Source organism: Candidatus Foliamicus sp. (assembly GCF_965221325.1).
GTDB lineage: Bacteria > Pseudomonadota > Gammaproteobacteria > Steroidobacterales > Foliamicaceae > Foliamicus.
In genome coordinates, this window is record NZ_OZ244880.1 from 536913 (window position 1) to 559206 (window position 22294).

A 22294-nucleotide genomic window follows, 5' to 3' on the forward strand; every position below is an offset into this window, starting at 1 on the left:
GCCACTCGCGAAACCGCAGGCGCTACAATGCCCGATAAATCCGCGCAGCAGGATGCTGCGAATGCTCATCACGCCATGCCTCAATCCACGCAATCCGTCCGCCTCCGCCTGACCCTGCCGGCCGCGCTGTCTGCGCTGGCGCTGCTTGCCGCCGGCTGCGGCGACGACGGCGGGAACAGCAGGGGGCGGCCTGGCGGCGGGCCTCCGCCGGTGGTCACCGAGACCGTCCTGATCGGCGACATGACCGACAACTACACGGCCCTGGCCACGGCCCGCGCCAACGAAGCCATCGACGTTACGCCGCGCATCTCCAGCGTGGTGTCGGCCATCCACTTCGACGAGGGGCAGAGCGTGCGCGAAGGCACGGTGCTGGTCGAACTCGACAGCCGCGAGATTCGCGCCGACCTGGATCTGGCCGAGGCCAACCTGCGCGAGCGCCGCAGCCGCTACGGCAGACTGGAAACGCTGGCCGCCAGCCAGGTCGTATCCGAAGTGGAACTGGAAGAAATTCAGGCCCAGCTACAGGTCGCCGAAGCCCAGGTCAATTCGGCCCGCGCCCGCCTTGAAGACACCAACATACGCGCGCCCTTCACTGGCGAGGTGGGCTTGCGGCGGGTCAGCGTGGGGGGTCTGGTGCAGCCCAACACCGTGATCACGACGCTCGACGACACGGCCGTGATGAAGCTCGAGTTTTCGGTGCCCGAGGAATACCTCGGCGTAGTGCAGGAGGGCCTGGACATCCTCGCCGCAGCCGCGGCCTGGCCTGGCCGGATGTTTACCGGCACGGTGGTTGGCGTGGACAGCCGCGTGGATCCGATGACGCGCTCGCTGGCCGTGGTGGCCCTGATGCCCAACGAAGACCGGGCGCTCAAGCCCGGCATGTTCCTGCAGGTGGATATTTCCCGGCGGCGCGAGAACGTGGTGCTGGCGCCCGAGGCGGCGCTGGTGCCGCGCCAGGGCCGGCAGTTCGTCTATGTAGTGAGCGAAGGGCGCGCCGAAGAGCGTCAGGTCACACTGGGTTCGCGCCGCCCGGGCCAGGTCGAGATCATGGCCGGACTGGAGCCCGGCGAGCAGATCGTTACCCAGGGAGTGCAGCGCATGCGCGACGGTCTGCCCGTGCGCATGGCCGGCGCCTCCGCCGCGCCGCCGGCCGGCAGCGCCGCCGCCGGCTCGCGCGCGAGCCCGGCAGGCGACTGATTCATGCTGATTTCCGATATTTCCGTGCGCCGCCCGGTGCTGGCCGCCGTGATCAGCCTGGTGCTGCTGATCCTCGGTTTGCTGGCCGGCAGCACGCTGTCGGTGCGCGAATACCCCGATGTGCAGCCGCCGGTGGTGTCGATCGACACGCGTTACACGGGCGCCTCGGGCGACGTGATAGAGCGCCGCATCACGCAGGTGCTCGAGGACGAAGTGGCCGGCCTGGAAGGCGTCGTGAAAATGACCTCGCGCAGTCAGGACGAGCGTTCCACCATAACCATGGAATTTGCGCTCGACCGCAACATCGACGCCGCCGCCAACGACGTGCGCGAGCGCGTCTCAAGGGTCTTGCGCGCCCTGCCGGAAGAGGCCGACCCGCCGCAGATCACCAAGCAGGACAACATGATGGACGCCACCATGTACGTGGATGTGTCCAGCGCCACCCGCTCGGTAATGGAGGTTACCGATTATGCCGAGCGCAATATCGTGGACCGGCTCGGCGTGGTGGACGGCGTGGCTTCGATTCGCGTCAGCGGCGGGCGCCGCCCGGCCATGCGCGTGTGGCTCGACCGCGACGCCCTGGGCGCCCGCGGCCTCACCGTGCAGGATGTCGAAAACACGCTGCGGCGCGAGAACGTGGAGCTGCCGGCAGGCCGCATCGAGTCGGTGGACCGCGAGTTCACGTTGCGCGCCGTTACCCGGCTGAGCACGCCCGAAGAGTTCGGCGCGCTGGTGATCGGGCGCGGCGACTCGGGCCGCTTCGTGCGGCTCAACGAAGTGGCCGATATCCGGCTGGAGCCGGAGAACACGCGCTCGATCGCCCGCTCCAACAAGCAGGCCGGCGTGAGCCTCGGCATCGTGCCCCAGGCCCAGGCCAATATCGTGGCCGTGAACGGCGCCGTGACCGAAGCGGTGGCGCGGCTGCAGCCGTCGCTTCCCGACGACATCAACCTCGACGTGAACGTGGACTTCTCCGAGTTCGTCGGGAAGTCCATGGCCGAGGTCATCAAGGCGCTGATCATCGCCCTGGGCGTGGTGCTGGTGGTGATGCTGCTGTTTCTCAATTCCTGGCGCGCCACCCTGATTCCCGGGCTCACCATCCCGGTGTCCATCATCGCCGCGGCCATGGTGCTGGCGGTGCTGGGCTACACCATCAACACGCTCACCCTGCTGGCGGCGGTGCTGGCCATCGGCCTGGTGGTGGACGACGCCATTGTGGTGCTGGAGAACATCGTGCGCCACCGCGAGCAGGGGCGCCCGCCGCTGCTGGCGGCCATCGACGGCAGCCGCCAGATCGGCTTTGCTGTAATCGCCACCACGGTGGTGCTGGTGTCGGTGTTCCTGCCGGTGGCCCTGGCGCCCGGCCGCATCGGCGTGCTGTTCGGCGAATTCGGCATTGCACTGGCCTCGGCGGTGGTGTTTTCCTCGCTGGTGGCGCTGACCCTGGTGCCCATGCTGTGCTCGCGCATGATGCGCAGCCAGTCAAAGATCACCCAGTCGGAGCGCGGCCGCAACCGTGGCAAGGCGTTCCGCGCCTTGACCGGCGCCTACCGCTCTGCCATGACGCGCGCGCTGCGCGCTCCCTGGGCGGCGCTGGTGCTGGTGGCCGGCGTTTCGGCGGGCGGTTACTTCCTGTTCGACCAGTTGCCCCAGGAGTATGCGCCCCTCGAAGATCGCGGCATGATGATCGTCATGGTGCGCGGTCCGGAAGGCGCCAGTTTCGACTACATGGACGAACAGATCTCGCAGGTCGAGGACATCGCCGTCCGCCAGGTCGAAGCCGGCGAGGCGCGCCGCGCCATCATCCGCACCGGAGGCTGGGGCGCCGGCAGCGACATCAGTTCGGCTTTCATGTACATGCCGCTGGAGCCGCACGACCAGCGCCGCTTCACCTCGGCCGAGATCGCAGGACAGATGCGTGGCCCACTGTCCGAACTGCCGGGCGTGCGGGCCATGGTGTTTCTGCCGCCCAGCCTCAACATGGGCGGCGGACGTGCATTGCAGGTGGTGCTGCGTGGCAACGAGTACGACCAGATCGCGGAATGGCGCGACCGGGTGATGGATCGGGTGCGCGAGAACCCACGAATCATCAACATGGACTCGGACTACTACGAGACCAAGCCTGAGATAAAGGTGAGCGTGGACCGCGCCCGCGCTACCGACCTGGGCGTGTCGCTGCGCGATGTGGGCGAAACGCTGCAAACGATGCTGGGCTCGCGGCGCGTCACCACCTTCATCGACCGCGGCGAGGAATACAACGTGGTGCTGCAGGCGTCCGAGAGCGACCGGGTCACGCCGCAGGACCTCAACAACATCTACGTGCGCTCGGCTTCGAATGGCCTGGTGCCGCTGGCCAGTCTGGTGCGGCTGGAGGAAAGCTCCGGTCCGCGCCAACTGCAGCGCTTCAACCGCCAGCGCTCCATCAAGCTGTCCGCCAACCTGGAGCCCGGCTACTCGCTGGGCGAGGCGCTGGAGTTCGTGAACACGGTAATCGCCGAAGAAGTGCAGGATGAATCCTTGAGCATCCAGTACGACGGCGAGTCGCGCGAATATGTGGAGTCCGGCAACCAGATTTACTTCAGCTTCCTGCTCGCGCTGCTGATCTGCTTCCTGGTGCTGGCGGCGCAGTTCGAGAGTTTCATCCACCCCCTGATCATCCTGCTTACCGTGCCCCTGGCGCTGGCCGGCGGCATGCTGGGCCTGAATGTCGCCGGCGGTTCGCTGAACGTGTTCAGCCTCACCGGCTGCATCATGCTGATCGGCCTGGCGGCCAAGAACGGCATCCTCATCGTGGAGTTTTCCAACCAGCTCCGCGACCGCGGCCTGTCGGTGGTCGAAGCGGTGCTGGAAGGCGCCGCCACCCGGCTGCGCCCGGTGCTGATGACCAGCATGTGTACGGTGGGCGGTTCGATCCCGCTGATCGTCAGCGATGGCCCCGGGTCCGCGGCCCGGCGCTCGCTGGGCGTGGTGGTGCTGGGCGGTGTGCTGGTGTCGGTGGTGCTTACCTTGTATGTAGTGCCTTGCGTCTATGCCATGCTGGCGGGCCGCACGCGTCCGGCCAATGCCGTGTCCCGCGCCGTGCAGACGCTGCGCAAGCGCTACCCGCGCGGCGAAGGCTTGCAGCCGGGTCTTGAAGGCCCCCTGCCGCAGGCGCTGTCCGAGCCCAACAACTAGGCCGGATTGCGGGCCGGCAGCTCGGGGCGGAACTGCCGCCGCGCCCGGCCTGTCATGCATCCTGACTGGACTGCGTTGCGTATGCCGGATAGGCGCGTTTCCTGCGCATTCAAGTACAATTGCGCCCCATGCCTTCCATGATTGACCTGCAGGGCGAGTTGCGCGAAGACAGCGGCAAGCGCGCCGCCCGCCGCGCCCGTCGCGCCGGCCTGGCGCCGGCCGTGTTGTATGGCGCCGGCCGGCCCACGCGCATGCTGGCCTTTCCCGCCGAAACGCTGGCGCGCCGGCTTGAGGACCCCACCTTCCGTTCGCGCGTGCTCAATATCCGCGTGGGCGACAAGGCCCAGCCCGCCATCGTCAAGGATGTGCATCGCCACCCGTCGCGCGGCTCGGTGCTGCACCTGGACCTGCAGCGCGTGCGCGACGATGAGCAGGTCCGCATGGCGGTGCCCATTACGCTGCGCAACGCCGATCAGTCGCCGGGCGTGAAGATGGGCGGCAGCGTCTCGCACCTGCTCAACGAGTTGCACGTCGTGTGCCTGCCGAAAGACCTGCCCGAGCAGATCGAAGTGGACCTGGTCGCCGCGGAACTCGACGCCATGTTCCACATTTCCGATCTCGACCTGCCGGAAGGCGTCGTCATCAACGAGCGCGTTCATGGAACCACCGATCATCCGGTAGTCGCTGTGCAGCTCCGCCGCATCGCGCAGGTCGAGGACGAGGAAGAAGACGACGAAGAGATTGCGGAGGATGAGGACGCCGCCGAAGCTCCGGCCGATGACGAGTCCGGCGGCGAAGATTGAACGTCCGCCCGAGCTGATTGTCGGCCTGGGCAATCCGGGGGCCCGGCACCGCTCCAACCGGCACAACGCCGGCTATACCTTCATCGACCGGCTCACCGAACAGTCGCAGGTGCAGAGCATGGGCATACAGCCGCGCCTGGGCGCCTTCGGCGTGCTCGTATTCTGGCAGGAGGTCAAGCTGCTCCTGGTCAAGCCCCTCAACTACATGAACAACAGCGGCGACGTGGTGCGCAAAGTGCTGAAGTTCCGCAGGCAGGAACCCGGCAAGATGCTGGTGGTGCACGACGATCTCGACCTGCCGCCCGGCACGGCGCGGCTGAAGTATGGCGGCGGCCACGGCGGCCACAATGGTCTGCGCGACGTGATCGAACACTGCGGCGCCGACTTCCTGCGCCTGCGCCTCGGCGTGGGCCGCCCGCCCGGCGCCGCAGACATGACCCGCTACGTGCTGTCGCCGCCCACCCCGGACGAGGCGCTTGCGCTCGATTCGGCCATGGACTCAGCGCTCAAGGCACTGAGCGTTCTTTACGCCAATGGCCTGCAGGCCGCCATGAACGAGCTCCACACCCCAACGCTTCACTAAACCGGACTTTGCACCGGTTGCCGGAATTGCGGACCGCGCCGCGGCCAACAAGCGAGGGCCTGGAGCCTCTGCGGAGCGCAGGACCTGCGCGCTTCTGTCCGCGCTGCCGGCGTACACTCGACACACTATGAAAGCGGCGATCCTCGGTTTGCCCAACGTCGGCAAGTCCACGCTCTTCAACGCGCTGGCTGCCGCCGAAGTTCCCGCCGAAAACCGCCCCTTCTGCACCATCGAACCCAACCTGGCCCGGGTTCCGATTCCCGACCCGCGCCTCGACGCGGTGGCGGCGGCGTCCGGCATGCAACGCATTGTCTATGCCACGCTCGAACTGGTGGACGTGGCCGGTCTGGTGCAAGGCGCCTCGCGCGGCGAGGGTTTGGGCAATCGCTTTCTGGCGCAGGTGCGCGAGGCCGACGCCGCGGTGCACGTCTTGCGCTGCTTCGAATCCTCGCGCGTGGCCCACGTGTCCGGCGCCGTCGATCCGGTGGACGATGCCGAGACCGTCAACACCGAGCTGCTGCTGGCCGACCTCGCGACTGTGGAGCGCGCCCTGGATGCCGCCCGCCGCCACGCCAAGTCCGGCGCTCCCGAACGCAAGCAGCGCGCCGCGGTGCTGGAGGCGCTGCAGGTCCGTTTGGCGGCGGGCGGCCTGGAGAGCGTGCCCTTGGTTCTTGCAGAGGGCCACGACGCGGCCGCGCTCGACCTCCCGCCCTTGCTCACCGGCCTGCCTACGCTCTACGCGCTCAACGTGGACGAGCAGCACCTCGATTCGGGCGGTCCGGCGGAACGCGCCGAGGCCTGGGCCGCGCGAAGCGGCGCGTCCGCCGTGCGGGTTGCCGCCGGGCTCGAATCGGAACTGGCCGCGATGCCCGCCGCCGAACAGGAAAGCCTGCGCGCCGGGTTGGGCCTGCCCGAAGCCGTTCTGCAGCGCTTCATGCACGCGCTGCGCGGGCTCTTGAAACTCGACTGCTTCTTCACCGCCGGCCCTTCGGAAGCCCGCGCCTGGCTCATACCCAGTGGCGCCAGCGCCTGGGAAGCGGCCGGCCGCGTCCACACCGACTTCCAGCGCCGTTTCGCGCGCGTCGAGGTCACCCCCTGGCAGGCGTTTGCCGCCACGCCCAGGGCCGCGCCGGAACTCAAGGGCCGCGATTACGCGGTTCGCGACGGCGATGTATTGCGCTTTCGGGCCGGCTGAAAGAGCGATGAAGGCGAGGGGAAAAAAGTTTCCTTTCATACCCAAGGGTTTGTTGAAACTGCGTAAAATATTTTCTCAAAATATGAAAAATCTTCGCAAAGCATGGGCTGCGCAATTTTTTCGTGTAGAATCCTGCACGGCAGAAGCATTGATTCCAGAAGCATTAGATTCTCGAATTTCGCTTCGCACCACGACGTTGCAGGAATGGGGGAGCGTCATGCCGACACCGTCGGGTCGCTGTTCATCGGGTGATGTGGCAAATATGTTGCGGACCCGCACAATGCCTTGCTTGACAGGTTTGGGAGATATATCATTCTTCCGATCTGCCCGGGAGGGTTTATTCCATCATTTTCATTCAGCCAATTGAACTTGCTCGATAAGGAGGCAGGCTCATGTCTAAATCAGGAACGGTAATTCAACTCTTGCAGGCTCGTCTTGAGAGGGCGATACGCCGGCGCCGGGAGAGTCCGTCGCGCGCGGATGTTCTTATTCTTCCCGCCTTGGCGCTCGCTTTGGACGCCTGCGGGGGTGGCGGGTCTCAGAGGCCTACGCCTCCTCCGCCTCCGCCTCCTCCTCCTCCTCCCCCTCCGCCTCCTCCGCCTCCGCCTCCGCCTCCGGCGGCGACGATCACGGTGGACGCCGAGGCTTCGGTGGACGAGAATGTGGATGGTGGGTCGATTACTTCGGTAGCGACCGAGAATGCCACTGCGGTGACGGTGGACGACGAGCGTTTCGAGGTTGCTGACGGCAGCCTCAAGCTCAAGGCTGGCACGTCCCTGGACTTTGAGGCTGGCGAGTCCCCGATTTCGGTCACGATCACGGCCAGCGGCGACGGTGATAGCGCTACTGCCACGGTCAGCGTCACGGTTAACGACGTAAACGAGGCGCCGGACGCGCCGGTGGTTGTTGCGGCAAGTCCGGCAGTGGACGAGAACGCGGCGGGCGCCTCCATCAGTTCGGTGGAAGCGGCGGAGGATCCGGAAGGCGGCGCGGTGACCTACCACGTGGACGACGACCGTTTCGAGGTTGACGACGGTCTTGTGCTGAAGCTCAAGGACGGCGAGAGTCTTGACCACGAGTCGGAGAGTTCGGTTACTTTGACGGTTACCGCGCGCGACGCCGATGGCAACGAGTCTGGTGCGACGACGGTTACCGTGGCGGTCAACGACGTGAACGAAGGGCCGGTGGTGCTTGGCGCGATTGCCGACATCACGGCAGTGGCGGGCACGGCTGTCAATCAGGAGATTGACCTGCTGGCCCTGTTTGGCGATCCGGATGAGGGCGACGCGGTGGTTAGCTACGAGCTAAGCGATGCGGCGCCGTCGTGGATGCGTCTGGAAGTGCAATTTGGCGAAGACGAGGACGGTCAGAAGACTGCGACCGGCTATCTGCGCGGCACGCCGCCGACCACGGGTCCTGACAGCGAGAATGTGCATAACGCCGGCATTGTTGCCAGCGACGCGGGCGGCGCCACGGGCACGGCCGATTTTCGCGTGATCACCGACGACGGCAACGACCGTATCGAGAGCATCACCCTGTTTGAGTTGGCGGATGACGACGGCAACGAGGCCGTCAACGTGAACTACGTGTTGGAAGTGGACGAGAACGTATCCGGTCAGGTGTTTGGGCGCATCACCGTTACCGACCCGGACAATCCCCTGCATCCGCACGGCAAGCACGAAGTCACGGTGAACAATCCCAACTTTGAGATTCGCGAGGATGACGATGGTGGTTTGTGGCTGGCGCTGAAGGCGGACGCATCGCTCGACTACGAAAAGGAAGGCGGTTCCGTCACGGTTGTGGTTATGGCGGAGGACAACGGCGGCGACAAGGGCAACACGTTTAGTTCTCCGGGCATTCGTGTCACTATCAACGACAAGAACGACGCGCCCACGGCGGCTGAGACGATTGGCAACTGGTGGGTGACCATTGACGCCGATCTGGACGCTGAGGATGCGGCTGCGGGCGAGTGGCTGAGCTTTTCGCTGGAGACGCCCGGGGACGCAAACCCTGCTTTTGGGGATGAGGATCTCGCAACCGGTGGTGACAAGCTTAGTTATTCCATCAGCGGTGCGCCGTGGATTCAGATTGACGCGGACACGGGCGCGATCACCAACAAGGCCGAGATGATTGCCGAGCGCGGCGTTTATCAGATTACGGTTACGGCGACCGACCAGGGCGAGGACCGCGCGGACGACGACAATGCCGATGGCCAGTCCGCTTCGGTGAGCTTCACGCTGTATGTGGCGTTATCGGATGAAGCGCGCGCGGGCGTTACGAACTCGGTTGACGCCGACAACACGCTGATCGACGACAACGAAGAGCCGAGCATTGAGGTTCCGCGTGATGTCGAGTATCTCGAAGGTTCTGGCGACCAGCGTATTGCCACTATTCGGGTGGAGGATCAAGATCAGGACATTGAGAGTCATCCGTTTTCCATCGTCAAGGTGGAGATAGTGAGCGCCAAGAGCAGGGATACGTCTGACACCACGGACTACACGGCGGTGTTCAAACTTGACGCCGAGCCTGTCAAGAATGGTTCGGTGTGGACCTACGGATTGAATGTCAATGACGCTGCGGGGCTTCTCGACTATGAGAAGGTGAAGGACATTGAGCTCACGATTGAGGCGACCGATGGCGTTGGCGCCAGCGTGCAAGAAGAGGTCGATATCGAGATTCTCGACGCCAACGAAAAGCCCGTCGCCACGGCTGAGAACGGTGGCTTGGACGCTGCCAACGACACGAAGGTGCCGCAGGCGGCGGAAACCGATGATGATGCACCCAAGAGCCATCTGATCTATATTGATCTTTTTGAGCTTTGGGAGGATGGCGACGACGACGATGACGATGATGATCTGACGTTCGGCGCCAGTACTTCCACGTCCTGGGTCGAGTTTCTTCACGGCGGTCCTGTCGAGTGGGGCGATATCAGCGATGGTGCGGACGGCGTAGCGGGCAGCGACGACGATCCGACATGGCAGAACAGCAACACCGACAGCGCGCCGGCGGATGCCAACACGATGGTGTTGGTAGTCAAGATCGACAACTCCAAGCACAAGCCCGAAGGTGCAACCGGCAGCATTACTTTGACCGCCGAGGATGAGGGCGGCGCTGTCGGCGAAACCAAGGTGGAGATAACCCCGGACGACGATAGCCGGGGCATCGGAACCGGCGCGGTTACGCTTTCCGGCGGCTCGAACCCTCGCGAGGGCGACAGTTTGCAGGTGAGCTTCGACGAGGAGAAGGATCCTGACCTGGACGGCAGCAAGGATGCGTCGTTGGTGTACTACGAGTGGCAGCGGGTCGCTCCCGACAGCGAGGGCAACGCGGGCGCAGCAACTACGTTCGCGGTCACCACCGACACCGATAGTCTTACGTTAACGCAAGAAGATGTTGACCACTTTATTCGAGTTATCGTCCACTACTACGAGATTCACGATGGTGAATTGGAGGGTAACGGGGGCGATGAGCTAGCGAACAGGACGGCCACGACCACCACAGTTGTCGCCAACAACCAGGATCGTGGCACGGGCGAGTTCAGCATTCTGACCAACGCGACCAACGACGGATTGACGGCCGCGGCGGTGCTCTACGACGAGGATTACAGCGGTTCGCCGGACAATGTGGATTACACCTGGGAGGTGTCGAACAACGGCCGCGGCGGATGGACGGAGGTCTCGGAAGACGAAGACGACCAGGGTGATCTTGAACTGTCTCTGGCGGATGGCGAAGGCAAGTATTACCGCGTAGTCGCCACCTATGACGGGGACGGAGATACAGAGGGAACCCCCGGGGATGACGAGCGGATTGTGAGCGATGCCATTCAGGTGGGCAAGCTTGCCGCTCCTGAGGAGGCGCCCACCATTATCGGCAGCCCCAACCCGGGCGGCACGCTGATAGTGCAGAATGCCGACGGCGCATCGGTGCAATGGCAGAGCCAGCAGGACGACGGCAGTTGGGCGGACATTCCGAACGCTACTGGCGATCTTGCGCTTGACTCCACGCACGCGGGCCTTACGGTTCGCGCGGTGGCGACCTACAGTGGGGATTCGGGCGTTACGGCAGTCGTTCTGGCCACGTTGGGCGGGCGCGGCGACGGCGCAGTCCAGGTTGGCGGAGTTGCAACCGACATTGCGCCGATAAAGATCGCCGACCACACTATCGAGGTAAATGTCGATGTGCCGCATGCGGCAGGGAATCCTGGGCAGACACTGTCTGTTACGGAAACCGTGGATATCAGAAGCCTGTTCCAGGATCCGGATAGCGCGAGCCTGACCTTTTCGGTGGTAAGCGCGACGGTCGGCTCCGACTCCTACCGAGGTGTTTCTACCTATGTGGGGGAGAACAACGCAGGCGCCTTGGTGTTCGAGCTAGGCGACGACAGTGGCAAGCTTACCTACGTGAGCGATGTGACGCATGGACATGACGGCAACGGAGCCGACGGCGGAGGCAACAAGGTCGAAGTCACGATCGGGGCCAATGACGACGATGGCGGGACCAATGTGGAGGCGCAAGCCAAGGTGGTTCTGCAGATCAACGTGGCGCCGACGGGTATTACCTTTACCGACGAGGTCAGCAGCATCCCGGAAGACGACGCGACAACTGGAGGCAGCCTTGTAGCCAAGCTGAATGTTCAGGACGAGAACAGCGCCGATCACAAATTCGGAACGCATGTGGTTACGGTGGACGATGCACGGTTCGAAATCGTCGATGACGAGGACGGCGACGGCAGCACTTGGGAGTTGAAATTGAAGGAGGGCGCGACGGTGGACTATGACGCGCTTGTCGATGCGGACGCGGACACTGCCGGCAAGCAGCTCAAGCTGACCTTCACTGCCACGGATGAAGGGGGCTTGAGCACACCTGCCGAGCCGCCGATCACGTTGTCGATTACGATCACGGACAATCCAAGCGACAATCCTCCGACCCCACCGACTGTGGATCCCGTGCCGGGTCTCAAGGACAACGACGGCGACAGCGACGACACTACGGACGGCGACGATACCGACACGGACGGCGGTTTGCCGCCACCTCCGGGCGCCTCGATTGGCGCGGTCATTGAAGACTATATCGACGGCATGGATGTGTTCGAACAGGACCTGCTCGAAGACTTCATGCTGGTGATCGACGACGGTATCGACATCGCCTGATCCAACAAGCAACTTGTGTTGCAGCGAGGCGGGCTGGATGCCCGCCTCGCTTTTTTGTGGCCTATACGCAGTCACGTTCGGATCAAGGCTGCGCAGTCTTTTCGTGTAGAATCCTGCACGGCAGAAGCAGTGGCTCCAAGAGCGGTCACGCTGGAATCTTGGATAGTACGGCGGAGTTACATCATTCTTCCGATCTGCCCGGGAGGGTTTATTCCATCATTTTCATTCAGCCAATTGAACTTGCTCGATAAGGAGGCAGGCTCATGTCTAAATCAGGAACGGTAATTCAACTCTTGCAGGCTCGTCTTGAGAGGGCGATACGCCGGCGCCGGGAGAGTCCGTCGCGCGCGGATGTTCTTATTCTTCCCGCCTTGGCGCTCGCTTTGGACGCCTGCGGGGGTGGCGGGTCTCAGAGGCCTACGCCTCCTACGCCTCCTCCGCCTCCGCCGCCTCCTCCTCCGCCTCCTCCGCCCCCGCCTCCGCCTCCGGCGGCGACGATCACGGTGGACGCCGAGGCTTCGGTGGACGAGAATGTGGATGGTGGGTCGATCACTTCGGTAGCGACCGAGAACGCCACTGCGGTGACGGTGGACGACGAGCGTTTCGAGGTTGCTGACGGCAGCCTCAAGCTCAAGGCTGGCACGTCCCTGGACTTTGAGGCTGGCGAGTCCCCGATTTCGGTCACGATCACGGCCAGCGGCGACGGTGATAGCGCTACTGCCACGGTCAGCGTCACGGTTAACGACGTAAACGAGGCGCCGGGCGCGCCGGTGGTTGTTGCGGCAAGTCCGGCAGTGGACGAGAACGCGGCGGGCGCCTCCATCAGTTCGGTGGAAGCGGCGGAGGATCCGGAAGGCGGCGCGGTGACCTACCACGTGGACGACGACCGTTTCGAGGTTGACGACGGTCTTGTGCTGAAGCTCAAGGACGGCGAGAGTCTTGACCACGAGTCGGAGAGTTCGGTTACTTTGACGGTTACCGCGCGCGACGCCGATGGCAACGAGTCTGGTGCGACGACGGTTACCGTGGCGGTCAACGATGTGAACGAAGGGCCGGTGGTGCTTGGCGCGATTGCCGACATCACGGCAGTGGCGGGCACGGCCGTCAACCAGGAGATTGACCTGCTGGCCCTGTTTGGCGATCCGGATGAGGGCGACGCGGTGGTTAGCTACGAGCTAAGCGATGCGGCGCCGTCGTGGATGCGTCTGGAAGTGCAATTTGGCGAAGACGAGGACGGTCAGAAGACTGCGACCGGCTATCTGCGCGGCACGCCGCCGACCACGGGTCCTGACAGCGAGAATGTGCATAACGCCGGCATTGTTGCCAGCGACGCGGGCGGCGCCACGGGCACGGCCGATTTTCGCGTGATCACCGACGACGGCAACGACCGTATCGAGAGCATCACCCTGTTCGAGCTGGCGGATGACGACGGCAACGAGGCCGTCAACGTGAACTACGTGTTGGAAGTGGACGAGAACGTATCCGGTCAGGTGTTTGGGCGCATCACCGTTACCGACCCGGACAATCCCCTGCATCCGCACGGCAAGCACGAAGTCACGGTGAACAATCCCAACTTTGAGATTCGCGAGGATGACGATGGTGGTTTGTGGCTGGCGCTGAAGGCGGACGCATCGCTCGACTACGAAAAGGAAGGCGGTTCCGTCACGGTTGTGGTTATGGCGGAGGACAACGGCGGCGACAAGGGCAACACGTTTAGTTCTCCGGGCATTCGTGTCACTATCAACGACAAGAACGACGCGCCCACGGCGGCTGAGACGATTGGCAACTGGTGGGTGACCATTGACGCCGATCTGGACGCTGAGGATGCGGCTGCGGGCGAGTGGCTGAGCTTTTCGCTGGAGACGCCCGGGGACGCAAACCCTGCTTTTGGGGATGAGGATCTCGCAACCGGTGGCGACAAGCTTAGTTATTCCATCAGCGGTGCGCCGTGGATTCAGATTGACGCGGACACGGGCGCGATCACCAACAAGGCCGAGATGATTGCCGAGCGCGGCGTTTATCAGATCACGGTTACGGCGACTGACCAGGGCGAGGACCGCGCGGACGACGACAATGCCGACGGCCAGTCCGCTTCGGTGAGCTTCACGCTGTATGTGGCGTTATCGGATGAAGCGCGCGCGGGCGTTACGAACTCGGTTGACGCCGACAACACGCTGATCGACGACAACGAAGAGCCGAGCATTGAGGTTCCGCGTGATGTCGAGTATCTCGAAGGTTCTGGCGACCAGCGTATTGCCACTATTCGGGTGGAGGATCAAGATCAGGACATTGAGAGTCATCCGTTTTCCATCGTCAAGGTGGAGATAGTGAGCGCCAAGAGCAGGGATGCGTCTGACACCACGGACTACACGGCGGTGTTCAAGCTTGACGCCGAGCCTGTCAAGAATGGTTCGGTGTGGACCTACGGATTGAATGTCAATGACGCTGCGGGGCTTCTCGACTATGAGAAGGTGAAGGACATTGAGCTCACGATTGAGGCGACCGATGGCGTTGGCGCCAGCGTGCAAGAAGAGGTCGATATCGAGATTGTCGACGCGAATGAGGCACCGGTCGCCACGGTGCCGGACGGGTACGTGGACCTGGACGAGTACTTGGACTACCAAGAGGCCAGCACAGTGACGGACGAGCCAGTAACCAGCGATTCCGGCAAGACCAAACTGATTTATATTGATCTATTTGCGCTTTGGGAGGATGGCGACGACGACGATGACGACGATGATCTGACGTTCGGCGCCAGCACTTCCACGTCCTGGATCGAGTTTCTGCACGGTGGTCCTGTCGAGTGGGGCGATATCAGCGATGGTGCGGACGGCGTAGCGGGCAACGACGACGATCCGATGTGGCAGAACAGCAACACCGACAGCGCGCCGGCGGATGCCAACACGATGGTGTTGGTGATCGAGCTCGACAACTCCAAGCACAAGCCCGAAGGCGAAAACGGCAGCATTGTTCTCACCGCGCAGGATGAAGGCGGCGCCGTCGGCGAAACAAAGGTGACCATATTACCCGACGAGAGCCATCGGGACCTTGAAGCCGTAGCGGTTACGCTTTCCGGCGGCTCGAACCCTCGCGAGGGCGACAGCTTGCAGGCGAGCTTCGACGAGGAGAAAGATCCCGACCTGGCCGGCAGCTATAAGGATGCATCCTTGGTGTACTACGTGTGGCAGCGGGTCGCTCCCGACAGCGAGGGCAACCCGGGCACAGCATCGGTTCCGTTCGCGGTCACTACCGACACCGATAGTATTGCGTTAACGCAAGAAGATGTTGGAAATTTCATTAGGGTGACCGTCAAGTACTACGAGATTGCGGGCAGTATATTGTGGGGGAACATTAGTGACGATACGCCAGCGTACAGGACGGCCACGACCACCACAGTTGTCGCCAACAGCCAGGATCGCGGGACGGGCGAGTTCAGCATTCTGACCAACGCGACCAACGATGGATTGACGGCCGCGGCGGTGCTCTACGACGAGGATTACATCGATGACCAGGATGACAGCGGTTCGCCGGACAATGTCGATTACACCTGGGAGGTGTCGAACAACGGCCGTGGCGGATGGACGGAGGTCTCGGAAGACGAGGCCGACGAAGGCGACCTTGAACTGTCTCTGGCGGATGGCGAAGGCAAGTATTATCGCGTAGTCGCCACCTATGACGGGGACGGAGATACAGAGGGAACCCCCGGTGATGACGAGCGGATTGCGAGCGATGCCATTCAGGTGGGCAAGCTTGCGGCTCCTGATCCGGCGCCCACCATTATCGGCAGCCCCAACCCGGGCGGTACGCTGATAGTGCAGAATGCCGACGGCGCATCGTTGCAATGGCAGAGCCAGCAGGACGACGGCAGTTGGGCGGACATTCCGAATGCTACTGGCGATCTTGCGCTTGACTCCACGCACGCGGGCCTTACGGTTCGCGCGGTGGCGACCTACAGTGGGGATTCAGGCGTTACGGCAGTGGTGCTGGCCACGTTGGGCGGGCGCGGCGACGGCGCGGTCCAGATAGGCGGAGTTGCAACCGACATTGCGCCGGTAAAGATTGCCGACCACACTATCGAGGTGAATGTCGATTTGCCGTTCTCGAGTAGTCCGGGGGGGATATACATTGTAAGAAGAGATGATATAACCGTTAGGGAAACCCTGTCGGTTACGGAAACCGTCGATATCAGAAGCCTCTTCCAGGATCCGGACAGTGCACACCTGACCTTTGCGGTGCAAGAAGCGACGACTGGCCCCGACCTCGAACCAGACCACCCTACCTACGTGGGGAAGACAGCACATCGAGGTTACCCTTCACTCCCATCCGCAAGCGAAAGCATGCTGGTATTCGAACCGAGCAGTGGCAAGCTTACTTTCGTGAGCATTTTAACGCACGGGCATGATGGCATCCGTACAGACGGCGCGGGCAACGTGATCGAAGTCAAGATTGGAGCCAATGATGATGGCGGGACCAATGCGGAGGCGGAGGCCAGCGTGTTCCTGCGGATCAACGTAGCGCCGAGGGATATTACCTTTACCGACGAGGTCAGCAGAATCAAGGAAGACGACGCGACAACTGGAGGCAGCCTTGTAGCCAAGCTGAATGTTCTGGACGAGAACAGCACCGATCACAAATTCGGAACGCATGTGGTTACGGTGGACGATGCACGGTTCGAAATCGTCGATGACGAGGACGGCGACGGCAGCACTTGGGAGCTGAAATTGAAGGAGGGCGCGACGGTGGACTATGACGCGCTTGAAGATGCGGATGCGGACACTGCCGGCAAGCAGCTTAAGCTGACATTCGTTGCTACGGATGGCGGGGGCTTGAGCACTCCGGACGCAAGCACGGGCGCGTTTTACTCGCCGATCACGCTGTTGATTACGATCACCAACGATACAAGCGACGATCCTAAGGACCCTCCGCCTGTGGATCCCGTGCCGGGTCTCAAGGACAACGACGGCGACAGCGACGACACTACGGACGGCGACGATACCGACACGGACGGCGGTTTGCCGCCACCTCCGGGCGCCTCGATTGGCGCGGTCATTGAAGACTACATCGACGGCATGGATGTGTTCGAACAGGACCTGCTCGAAGACTTCATGCTGGTGATCGACGACGGTCTCGACATCGCCTGATCCAGCAAGCAACTTGTGTTGCAGCGAGGCGGGCTGGATGCCCGCCTCGTTTTTATTGTGGCCGCCGCAATCGAAGAAGGCCGCGCGGTCGGCGCCGGTTGCGCTTGATTCACGTGCCCGCGGCCCCATATCTCCGCTAGAATTCCTGCCGTGCGGTGCGCCTTGGGAGGACAGTACCGCCAACCTTTTTCAGACCGCCAAGGGAGAAACTCCAGATGAGCGATAGCAAGATTTTTGTGGATGGACTGATGTCGGCCGTGCTGCGCGATGGCGTGGTTCGGTTGGAATTCGGCGAGTTCGAGCCCGAGAACGAAGGCGCGGACACATCGCCCAAGATGATCCCCAAGACCCGTGTGGCCATGCCCTGGCCGGGCTTTTTGCGCACCCTTCGCATGATGCAGGAAGTTAACGAGCGTCTGCGTCAGGAAGTGGAGAAGCAACGCGCTGCGCAAGCCAATGGCGGCGCCGCCGGCTAGCCCGGATTGAGTAAGCAGCCCAAAACCCCCAGCGTCGAGCGGCCGGCAACGCCGCTGCGCGCGGCGCTGAGCCGCTATCGTGGCGGCTTCATGGCGATCGCGGCGTTCAGCGCACTGGTGAACTTGCTGATGCTGGTATCGCCGGTCTATATGCTGCAGATGTACGACCGCGTGGTCCCCAGCGCCAGCTTCGAAACGTTGCTGATGCTTAGCTTGGTCGCTTTGTTCCTGCTGGCCTGCTTCGGCGCGCTGGAATGGGTGCGCCAGCGCCTGATGCAGCGCATCGGACTCGCGCTGGGCCTCAACATGGCTAACGATGTGCTGTCCAGCGCCTTCCGCAGCCGTCTGGCCACGCAAAAGGGGTCCACTACCCAGCCGGTGCGCGATCTGGACAGCATTCGCCAGTTCATGGGCAGCCCCAGCATTTTCGCGTTCTTCGACATTCCCTGGACGCCCATCTTCACTGCCGTGATCTTCCTGTTCCATCCCCTGATGGGCGCAGTGGCCGTGTTTGGCGCGGTGGTGATCTTCACCCTGGGCATGTTGGCGGAATTCCGCTCACGGCTGCCCATGCGCGCGGCCGCGATGGAAGGCATACAGTCGTATCAGTTGCTCGAATCTTCCATGCGCAATTCCGATTCGCTGCAGGCCATGGGCATGTTCGATGGTCTGATGGGCCGCTGGCGGCGTCGGCATCGGCGCGCAGCTTCCTACCAGTCGGCAGCGGCCGGCCGTTTGAGCGTATTGCTATCCACCACCAAGGCATTTCGGTCTTGGATGCAGATTGGAATGCTGGGCACGGGCGCCTACCTGGTGCTGGCCGGCGAGTTGACGCTCGGCATGATGATCGCGGGTTCCATCATCATGGGCCGCGCCTTGGCGCCTATTGAGCAAGGCATCACGGCCTGGCGCGGGTTTGTAGGCGCGCGGCAATCCTGGCGGCGCGTGAACGGCCTTCTGGAGACCTTCGCCGGGGATGACGACTCGGAAGTTCAGGCTACCGAATTGCCGCGCCCCGAAGGCACGGTGGAGGCCGAGAATCTGAGCGTGATTCCGCCCGGCGCCGAGGCTGCGGCGGTGCGCGAGGTGAATTTCGTGCTTCCGGCAGGCTCGATTGCCGGGCTGGTCGGGCCGTCCGGCAGCGGCAAGTCGTCGCTGGCCAGCGTGATGATGGGCGTATGGCCACCCCTGGAAGGCGCCCTGCGCCTGGACGGCGCCGAAATAGGCGGCTGGCCCGAACACCTGCGGCTCAAGCATTTCGGCTACCTGCCGCAGACCGTGGAACTGTTCGAAGGTACCGTGGCGGAGAATATATCGCGGCTGCAGGAAGAGCCGGATGCGGAAGCGGTAATCGCCGCCGCGCAAATGGCGGGCTGTCACGAGGTAATCATGCGTCTGCCGCAGAATTACATGACGCGCATAGGCGCCGGCGGCCAGGGTCTGTCAGCCGGTCAGCGCCAGCGGGTGGCGTTGGCGCGGGCGCTCTACGGCGATCCGGCCTACGTGGTGCTGGACGAGCCCGACGCTAACCTCGACACCGAGGGGCAGGAGGCGCTGGCCCAGGCTCTGGACACCCTGCGCGAGCGACGCATAACCACCGTTCTCATTACCCACAACGCGCGCCTACTCCGGCGCGTGGACCAGGTGGGAGTGATGAACGAGGGGCAGATGGTTTCTTTCGGCCCCCGCGACGAGGTGCTCGGCCAGTTCGCCAAGCGCAGTTCCCAGCCGGCCGCTCGCGGCGCGCGCGAAAAACAGCCGACTGGTCCGGCGCGGCCCATTCAGGTGAAGTACTCGCAGTGAACATACAGATACAGAGCGAACCAGAGGGTTGGCGCGGGAAGGCGCGGGCGCTGTTGATGCGGTTTGTCGAGAAGCCGCTGAAAGTCGAGGAGACGCAGGTCGTGGACCCTCTGAAGGACCGCGCCATGTGGTGGGGCGCCTGCGTGGTGGGCGGCCTGTTGCTGGGCTTCATTCTCTGGGGCTCCCTGGCGCCGTTGGCGCAGGGCGTCGTAGCCGAGGGGATCGTGGGAGTGGAAGGCGAGAACAAGGAGGTGCAGCATTTCGAAGGCGGAATCGTCAAGGAGCTGTTCGTGCGCGAGGGCGATACGGTGGCTGCGGGCGACGCGCTGCTGATTCTCGACGACACCTCGCCCCGCGCTGAGCAGGAGTTGCTGGAAGCGCGCTACTACAGATCCCTGGCGGAGATAGGCCGTATCGAGGCCGAGCTCTACGGGCGCGAGGAAGTTGTTTTTTCCGAGGAGTTCGAGCCGCTGCGCGGCGACGCGCGGATCGAGGAAATCCTGCAGAACCAAATGGATCTGTTCAACGAGCGGCGCGCGCAGCACGAGGGCGAGATAGAAATTCTCAAGGGCCGGGTGGAGCAGCTCGGCGAGCAGAAGAAAGGCCTGACCGCCCGCCGCGACGCCGCGCGCCAGGAAATCGAGCTCCTGGAGAAAGATGTGGACACGCTCACCTCGCTCTTCGAACGCGAGCTCCTGTCGGAAGATCAGCTAACGCAGCGCCGCCTGGAGCTGGCCCAGACGCGCGGCACGGCGGGTCAGATCAGCGCCGAGATCGCCGAGGCGGAATTGGCTATCGGCGAGTCCCGCCAGCGCATCATCCAGTTGAAGAACGAATACCGCACCGAGCTGACCGCCGGGTTGACCGAAGCGCAGGATCTCTACTTCCAGACCGGCGACCGGCTGTATGCAATCCGCGACCAGGTAGCGCGCACGCGCATGTTGGCGCCGATCGGAGGCAAGGTCATCAACATGCAGGTGCATACGGAGGGCGGCGTGGTGGCTGCGGGCGAGACCATAATGAATATCGTTCCGGCGCAGGAAAAGCTTATCGTGGAGGCGAAGATTCGCCCGACCGACGTGGACAACGTGCAGGTCGGTCAGGAGGCCCGCTTGCGCATCACGCCGTTCAAGATGCGCGCCACGCCCGAGTTGAGAGGCGAGGTGACGCTGGTTTCGGCCGACATTCTCACCGACACCGATACGAAGATGCAGTACTACCTTGCGAGCATCAGCCTTCCTGATCAGGAGCTGGCGAAGCTGGGCGAGAAAGACGTTCTGCCCGGTTTCCCGGTTGAGGTTACGTTCAGCGGCGGCGAACGCACCCTTATGCAGTATCTGGCGGACCCGATTTCGGATGCGATCCGCAAGGGTATGAAAGAAGAATGAACCGCAGCAACGCCGGCAACAGCGGCCAGGGCTTCAGCCGCCCACTCGCGCAGAGCTGCTTGCGGGTCACGCAGGGAACGCTCGTCACCGGGGTCCTGGCCAGCTTCCTGACGCTGGTTTTGTTCGCCACTGCGCCGGCCTCGGCCCAGAAGGCCGGCGCGGTTTCCGATGCGCCCTACACGCTGCAGCAGGCGCTGCGCGACGCATTGGAGCGCGATCCCCGCATCCGTGCCGCCGGCAGCCGGGTGCAGGAAGCTGGAGAGGAGTTTGCCGCCGCCCGCAGCCTGCGTTTCCCGAACGTCAATCTTACCGGCGGCCGGGGCTACGGCTATAACCGCAACGAGGCGCGCAATATCGGCATCTACGAGGGCGAGTCGCGCAGCTCCGGCCTGCAGCTTACGCAAACGGTCTATTCCTTCGGCCGCATTGGTGCGCGCGAACGCGAGGCCAGCGCCCTGATCGCCGCCGCCGGTTTCGATGCCGAAGACGTGCGTCAGTCGGTGCAAAGCGATGTGGGTGTAGCCTACGCGGAGCAGATCTACACGCGGCGCATTCTCGATCGCCGCATTGAATTCGAACGCCTGGTGGCGGAGCAGGAAACGTCGGTGCGCGAGCTGCTGGAGTTGGGCAAGTCCGACCAGGCCCAGGTGTACGAGGTGCTGCGCTACCTGCACCAGGCCCGCGCGCAGCGGATCGAAGCCGACACGGCCTACCAGCGCGCACAATTCGAATTGGCGCAGCTTACCGGCGCGCTGCGCGGGAATCTCGACGCGGAGGGACTCGCGGACCTGGAGCGCCTGCAGCCGGAGAACCTGGAAGTGGCCAGGGGCCTGGCCCTGGAAGGCGCGCCGATGGCCGGCAAGGCCCGCCAGAACCTGGTGGTGGCGCGCAGCCGGATGGAATTTCAGCGCTCCGAACTCTGGCCCCAGCTCGAGTTGAAGCTCGGCGGCTCCGACGGTTATGTGGGCGAGATCCAGACCCGCGACGCCGATGCGCAACTGATGCTGCGCATGCCGATCTTCGAGGGCGGCAGGAAATTCGCGCTGCTGCGCAAGGCCCGCTATGCCATGGAGGCCGCCGAATACGACCTCGACGCCAACCTGGAGCAGTTGGAGCTGAACATCACCGTGTCGTGGAACCTGGTCAAGGGTCTGGAGCAGGCCTGTCTGGAGCTTGAGCGGTCACTCGAAGACGCCGCCGAGATCGTGTCCATCCTGGAGGAGAAGCTGGATGTTGGGCGCGGCACGGTGCTCGACCAACTCGAAGCGGAGGAAGTCGTGGCTCAGACCGACGTCACCTTGCTGGAGAAGCGCATGGAACTGGCTCAGGCCCGCCTGGACCTGCTGCGCGCGCTGGGCGCGCTTTCCCCCTCGCTGTAACCGCC

At 63.5% G+C, this 22294-nt stretch carries 12 protein-coding genes; all 12 read left to right on the top strand.

All coding sequences use genetic code 11. The features are described 5' to 3' along the window. The first annotated feature begins 75 nt into the window (after nucleotides 1-75). The 12 genes from ACWCOO_RS02545 (at nucleotide 76) to ACWCOO_RS02600 (ending at nucleotide 22289) form a co-directional block, all read left to right on the top strand. The gene (locus tag ACWCOO_RS02545) at nucleotides 76-1197 is read left to right on the top strand and encodes an efflux RND transporter periplasmic adaptor subunit (protein ID WP_446831402.1); all 1122 of its coding nucleotides are present in this window, start codon (nucleotides 76-78) and stop codon (nucleotides 1195-1197) included. Nucleotides 1198-1200: 3 nt separating this feature from the next. Further along, a complete protein-coding gene (locus tag ACWCOO_RS02550; RefSeq protein ID WP_446831403.1) occupies nucleotides 1201-4371 on the top strand; it encodes an efflux RND transporter permease subunit in 3171 nt (1056 codons plus the stop codon). A gap of 128 nt (nucleotides 4372-4499) precedes the next feature. Next, nucleotides 4500-5174 carry a 50S ribosomal protein L25/general stress protein Ctc gene (locus tag ACWCOO_RS02555; RefSeq protein ID WP_446831404.1) on the top strand — a complete coding sequence of 225 codons (675 nt, stop codon included), beginning with the start codon at nucleotides 4500-4502 and terminating at the stop codon, nucleotides 5172-5174. After that, nucleotides 5149-5757, top strand: a complete 609-nt coding sequence (gene pth / locus ACWCOO_RS02560; protein ID WP_446831405.1) for an aminoacyl-tRNA hydrolase — start codon at nucleotides 5149-5151, stop codon at nucleotides 5755-5757. The genes ACWCOO_RS02555 and pth overlap by 26 nt, the downstream gene beginning before the upstream one ends. Nucleotides 5758-5884: 127 nt before the next feature. Then, nucleotides 5885-6952, top strand: coding sequence for a redox-regulated ATPase YchF (gene ychF / locus ACWCOO_RS02565; RefSeq protein WP_446831406.1), 1068 nt, complete (start codon nucleotides 5885-5887; stop codon nucleotides 6950-6952). Between the two features lie 52 nt (nucleotides 6953-7004). Next, entirely contained in the window at nucleotides 7005-7319 is a 315-nt protein-coding gene (locus ACWCOO_RS02570; RefSeq protein ID WP_446831407.1) for a hypothetical protein, read from the top strand. A 265-nt stretch (nucleotides 7320-7584) separates the two neighbouring features. After that, nucleotides 7585-12102, top strand: a complete 4518-nt coding sequence (locus ACWCOO_RS02575; RefSeq protein ID WP_446831408.1) for a hypothetical protein — start codon at nucleotides 7585-7587, stop codon at nucleotides 12100-12102. 503 nt (nucleotides 12103-12605) lie between these two features. Next, complete coding sequence (locus tag ACWCOO_RS02580; protein ID WP_446831409.1) at nucleotides 12606-17243, top strand: hypothetical protein; 4638 nt, start codon at nucleotides 12606-12608, stop codon at nucleotides 17241-17243. 215 nt (nucleotides 17244-17458) lie between these two features. Then, complete coding sequence (locus ACWCOO_RS02585) at nucleotides 17459-17719, top strand: hypothetical protein (protein ID WP_446831410.1); 261 nt, start codon at nucleotides 17459-17461, stop codon at nucleotides 17717-17719. A gap of 6 nt (nucleotides 17720-17725) precedes the next feature. Then, complete coding sequence (locus ACWCOO_RS02590; protein ID WP_446831411.1) at nucleotides 17726-19522, top strand: type I secretion system permease/ATPase; 1797 nt, start codon at nucleotides 17726-17728, stop codon at nucleotides 19520-19522. Beyond that, entirely contained in the window at nucleotides 19519-20910 is a 1392-nt protein-coding gene (locus ACWCOO_RS02595) for an HlyD family type I secretion periplasmic adaptor subunit (protein WP_446831412.1), read from the top strand. The genes ACWCOO_RS02590 and ACWCOO_RS02595 overlap by 4 nt, the downstream gene beginning before the upstream one ends. Continuing rightward, a complete protein-coding gene (locus ACWCOO_RS02600) occupies nucleotides 20907-22289 on the top strand; it encodes a TolC family protein (protein ID WP_446831413.1) in 1383 nt (460 codons plus the stop codon). The genes ACWCOO_RS02595 and ACWCOO_RS02600 overlap by 4 nt, the downstream gene beginning before the upstream one ends. Nucleotides 22290-22294: the final 5 nt, after the last annotated feature.

Coding starts and splice junctions, on each gene's coding strand:
- ACWCOO_RS02545 (WP_446831402.1), top strand. CDS start 76: ATGCCTCAATCCACGCAATCCGTCCGCCTCCGCCTGACCCTGCCGGCC.
- ACWCOO_RS02550 (WP_446831403.1), top strand. CDS start 1,201: ATGCTGATTTCCGATATTTCCGTGCGCCGCCCGGTGCTGGCCGCCGTG.
- ACWCOO_RS02555 (WP_446831404.1), top strand. CDS start 4,500: ATGCCTTCCATGATTGACCTGCAGGGCGAGTTGCGCGAAGACAGCGGC.
- pth (WP_446831405.1), top strand. CDS start 5,149: ATGACGAGTCCGGCGGCGAAGATTGAACGTCCGCCCGAGCTGATTGTC.
- ychF (WP_446831406.1), top strand. CDS start 5,885: ATGAAAGCGGCGATCCTCGGTTTGCCCAACGTCGGCAAGTCCACGCTC.
- ACWCOO_RS02585 (WP_446831410.1), top strand. CDS start 17,459: ATGAGCGATAGCAAGATTTTTGTGGATGGACTGATGTCGGCCGTGCTG.
- ACWCOO_RS02600 (WP_446831413.1), top strand. CDS start 20,907: ATGAACCGCAGCAACGCCGGCAACAGCGGCCAGGGCTTCAGCCGCCCA.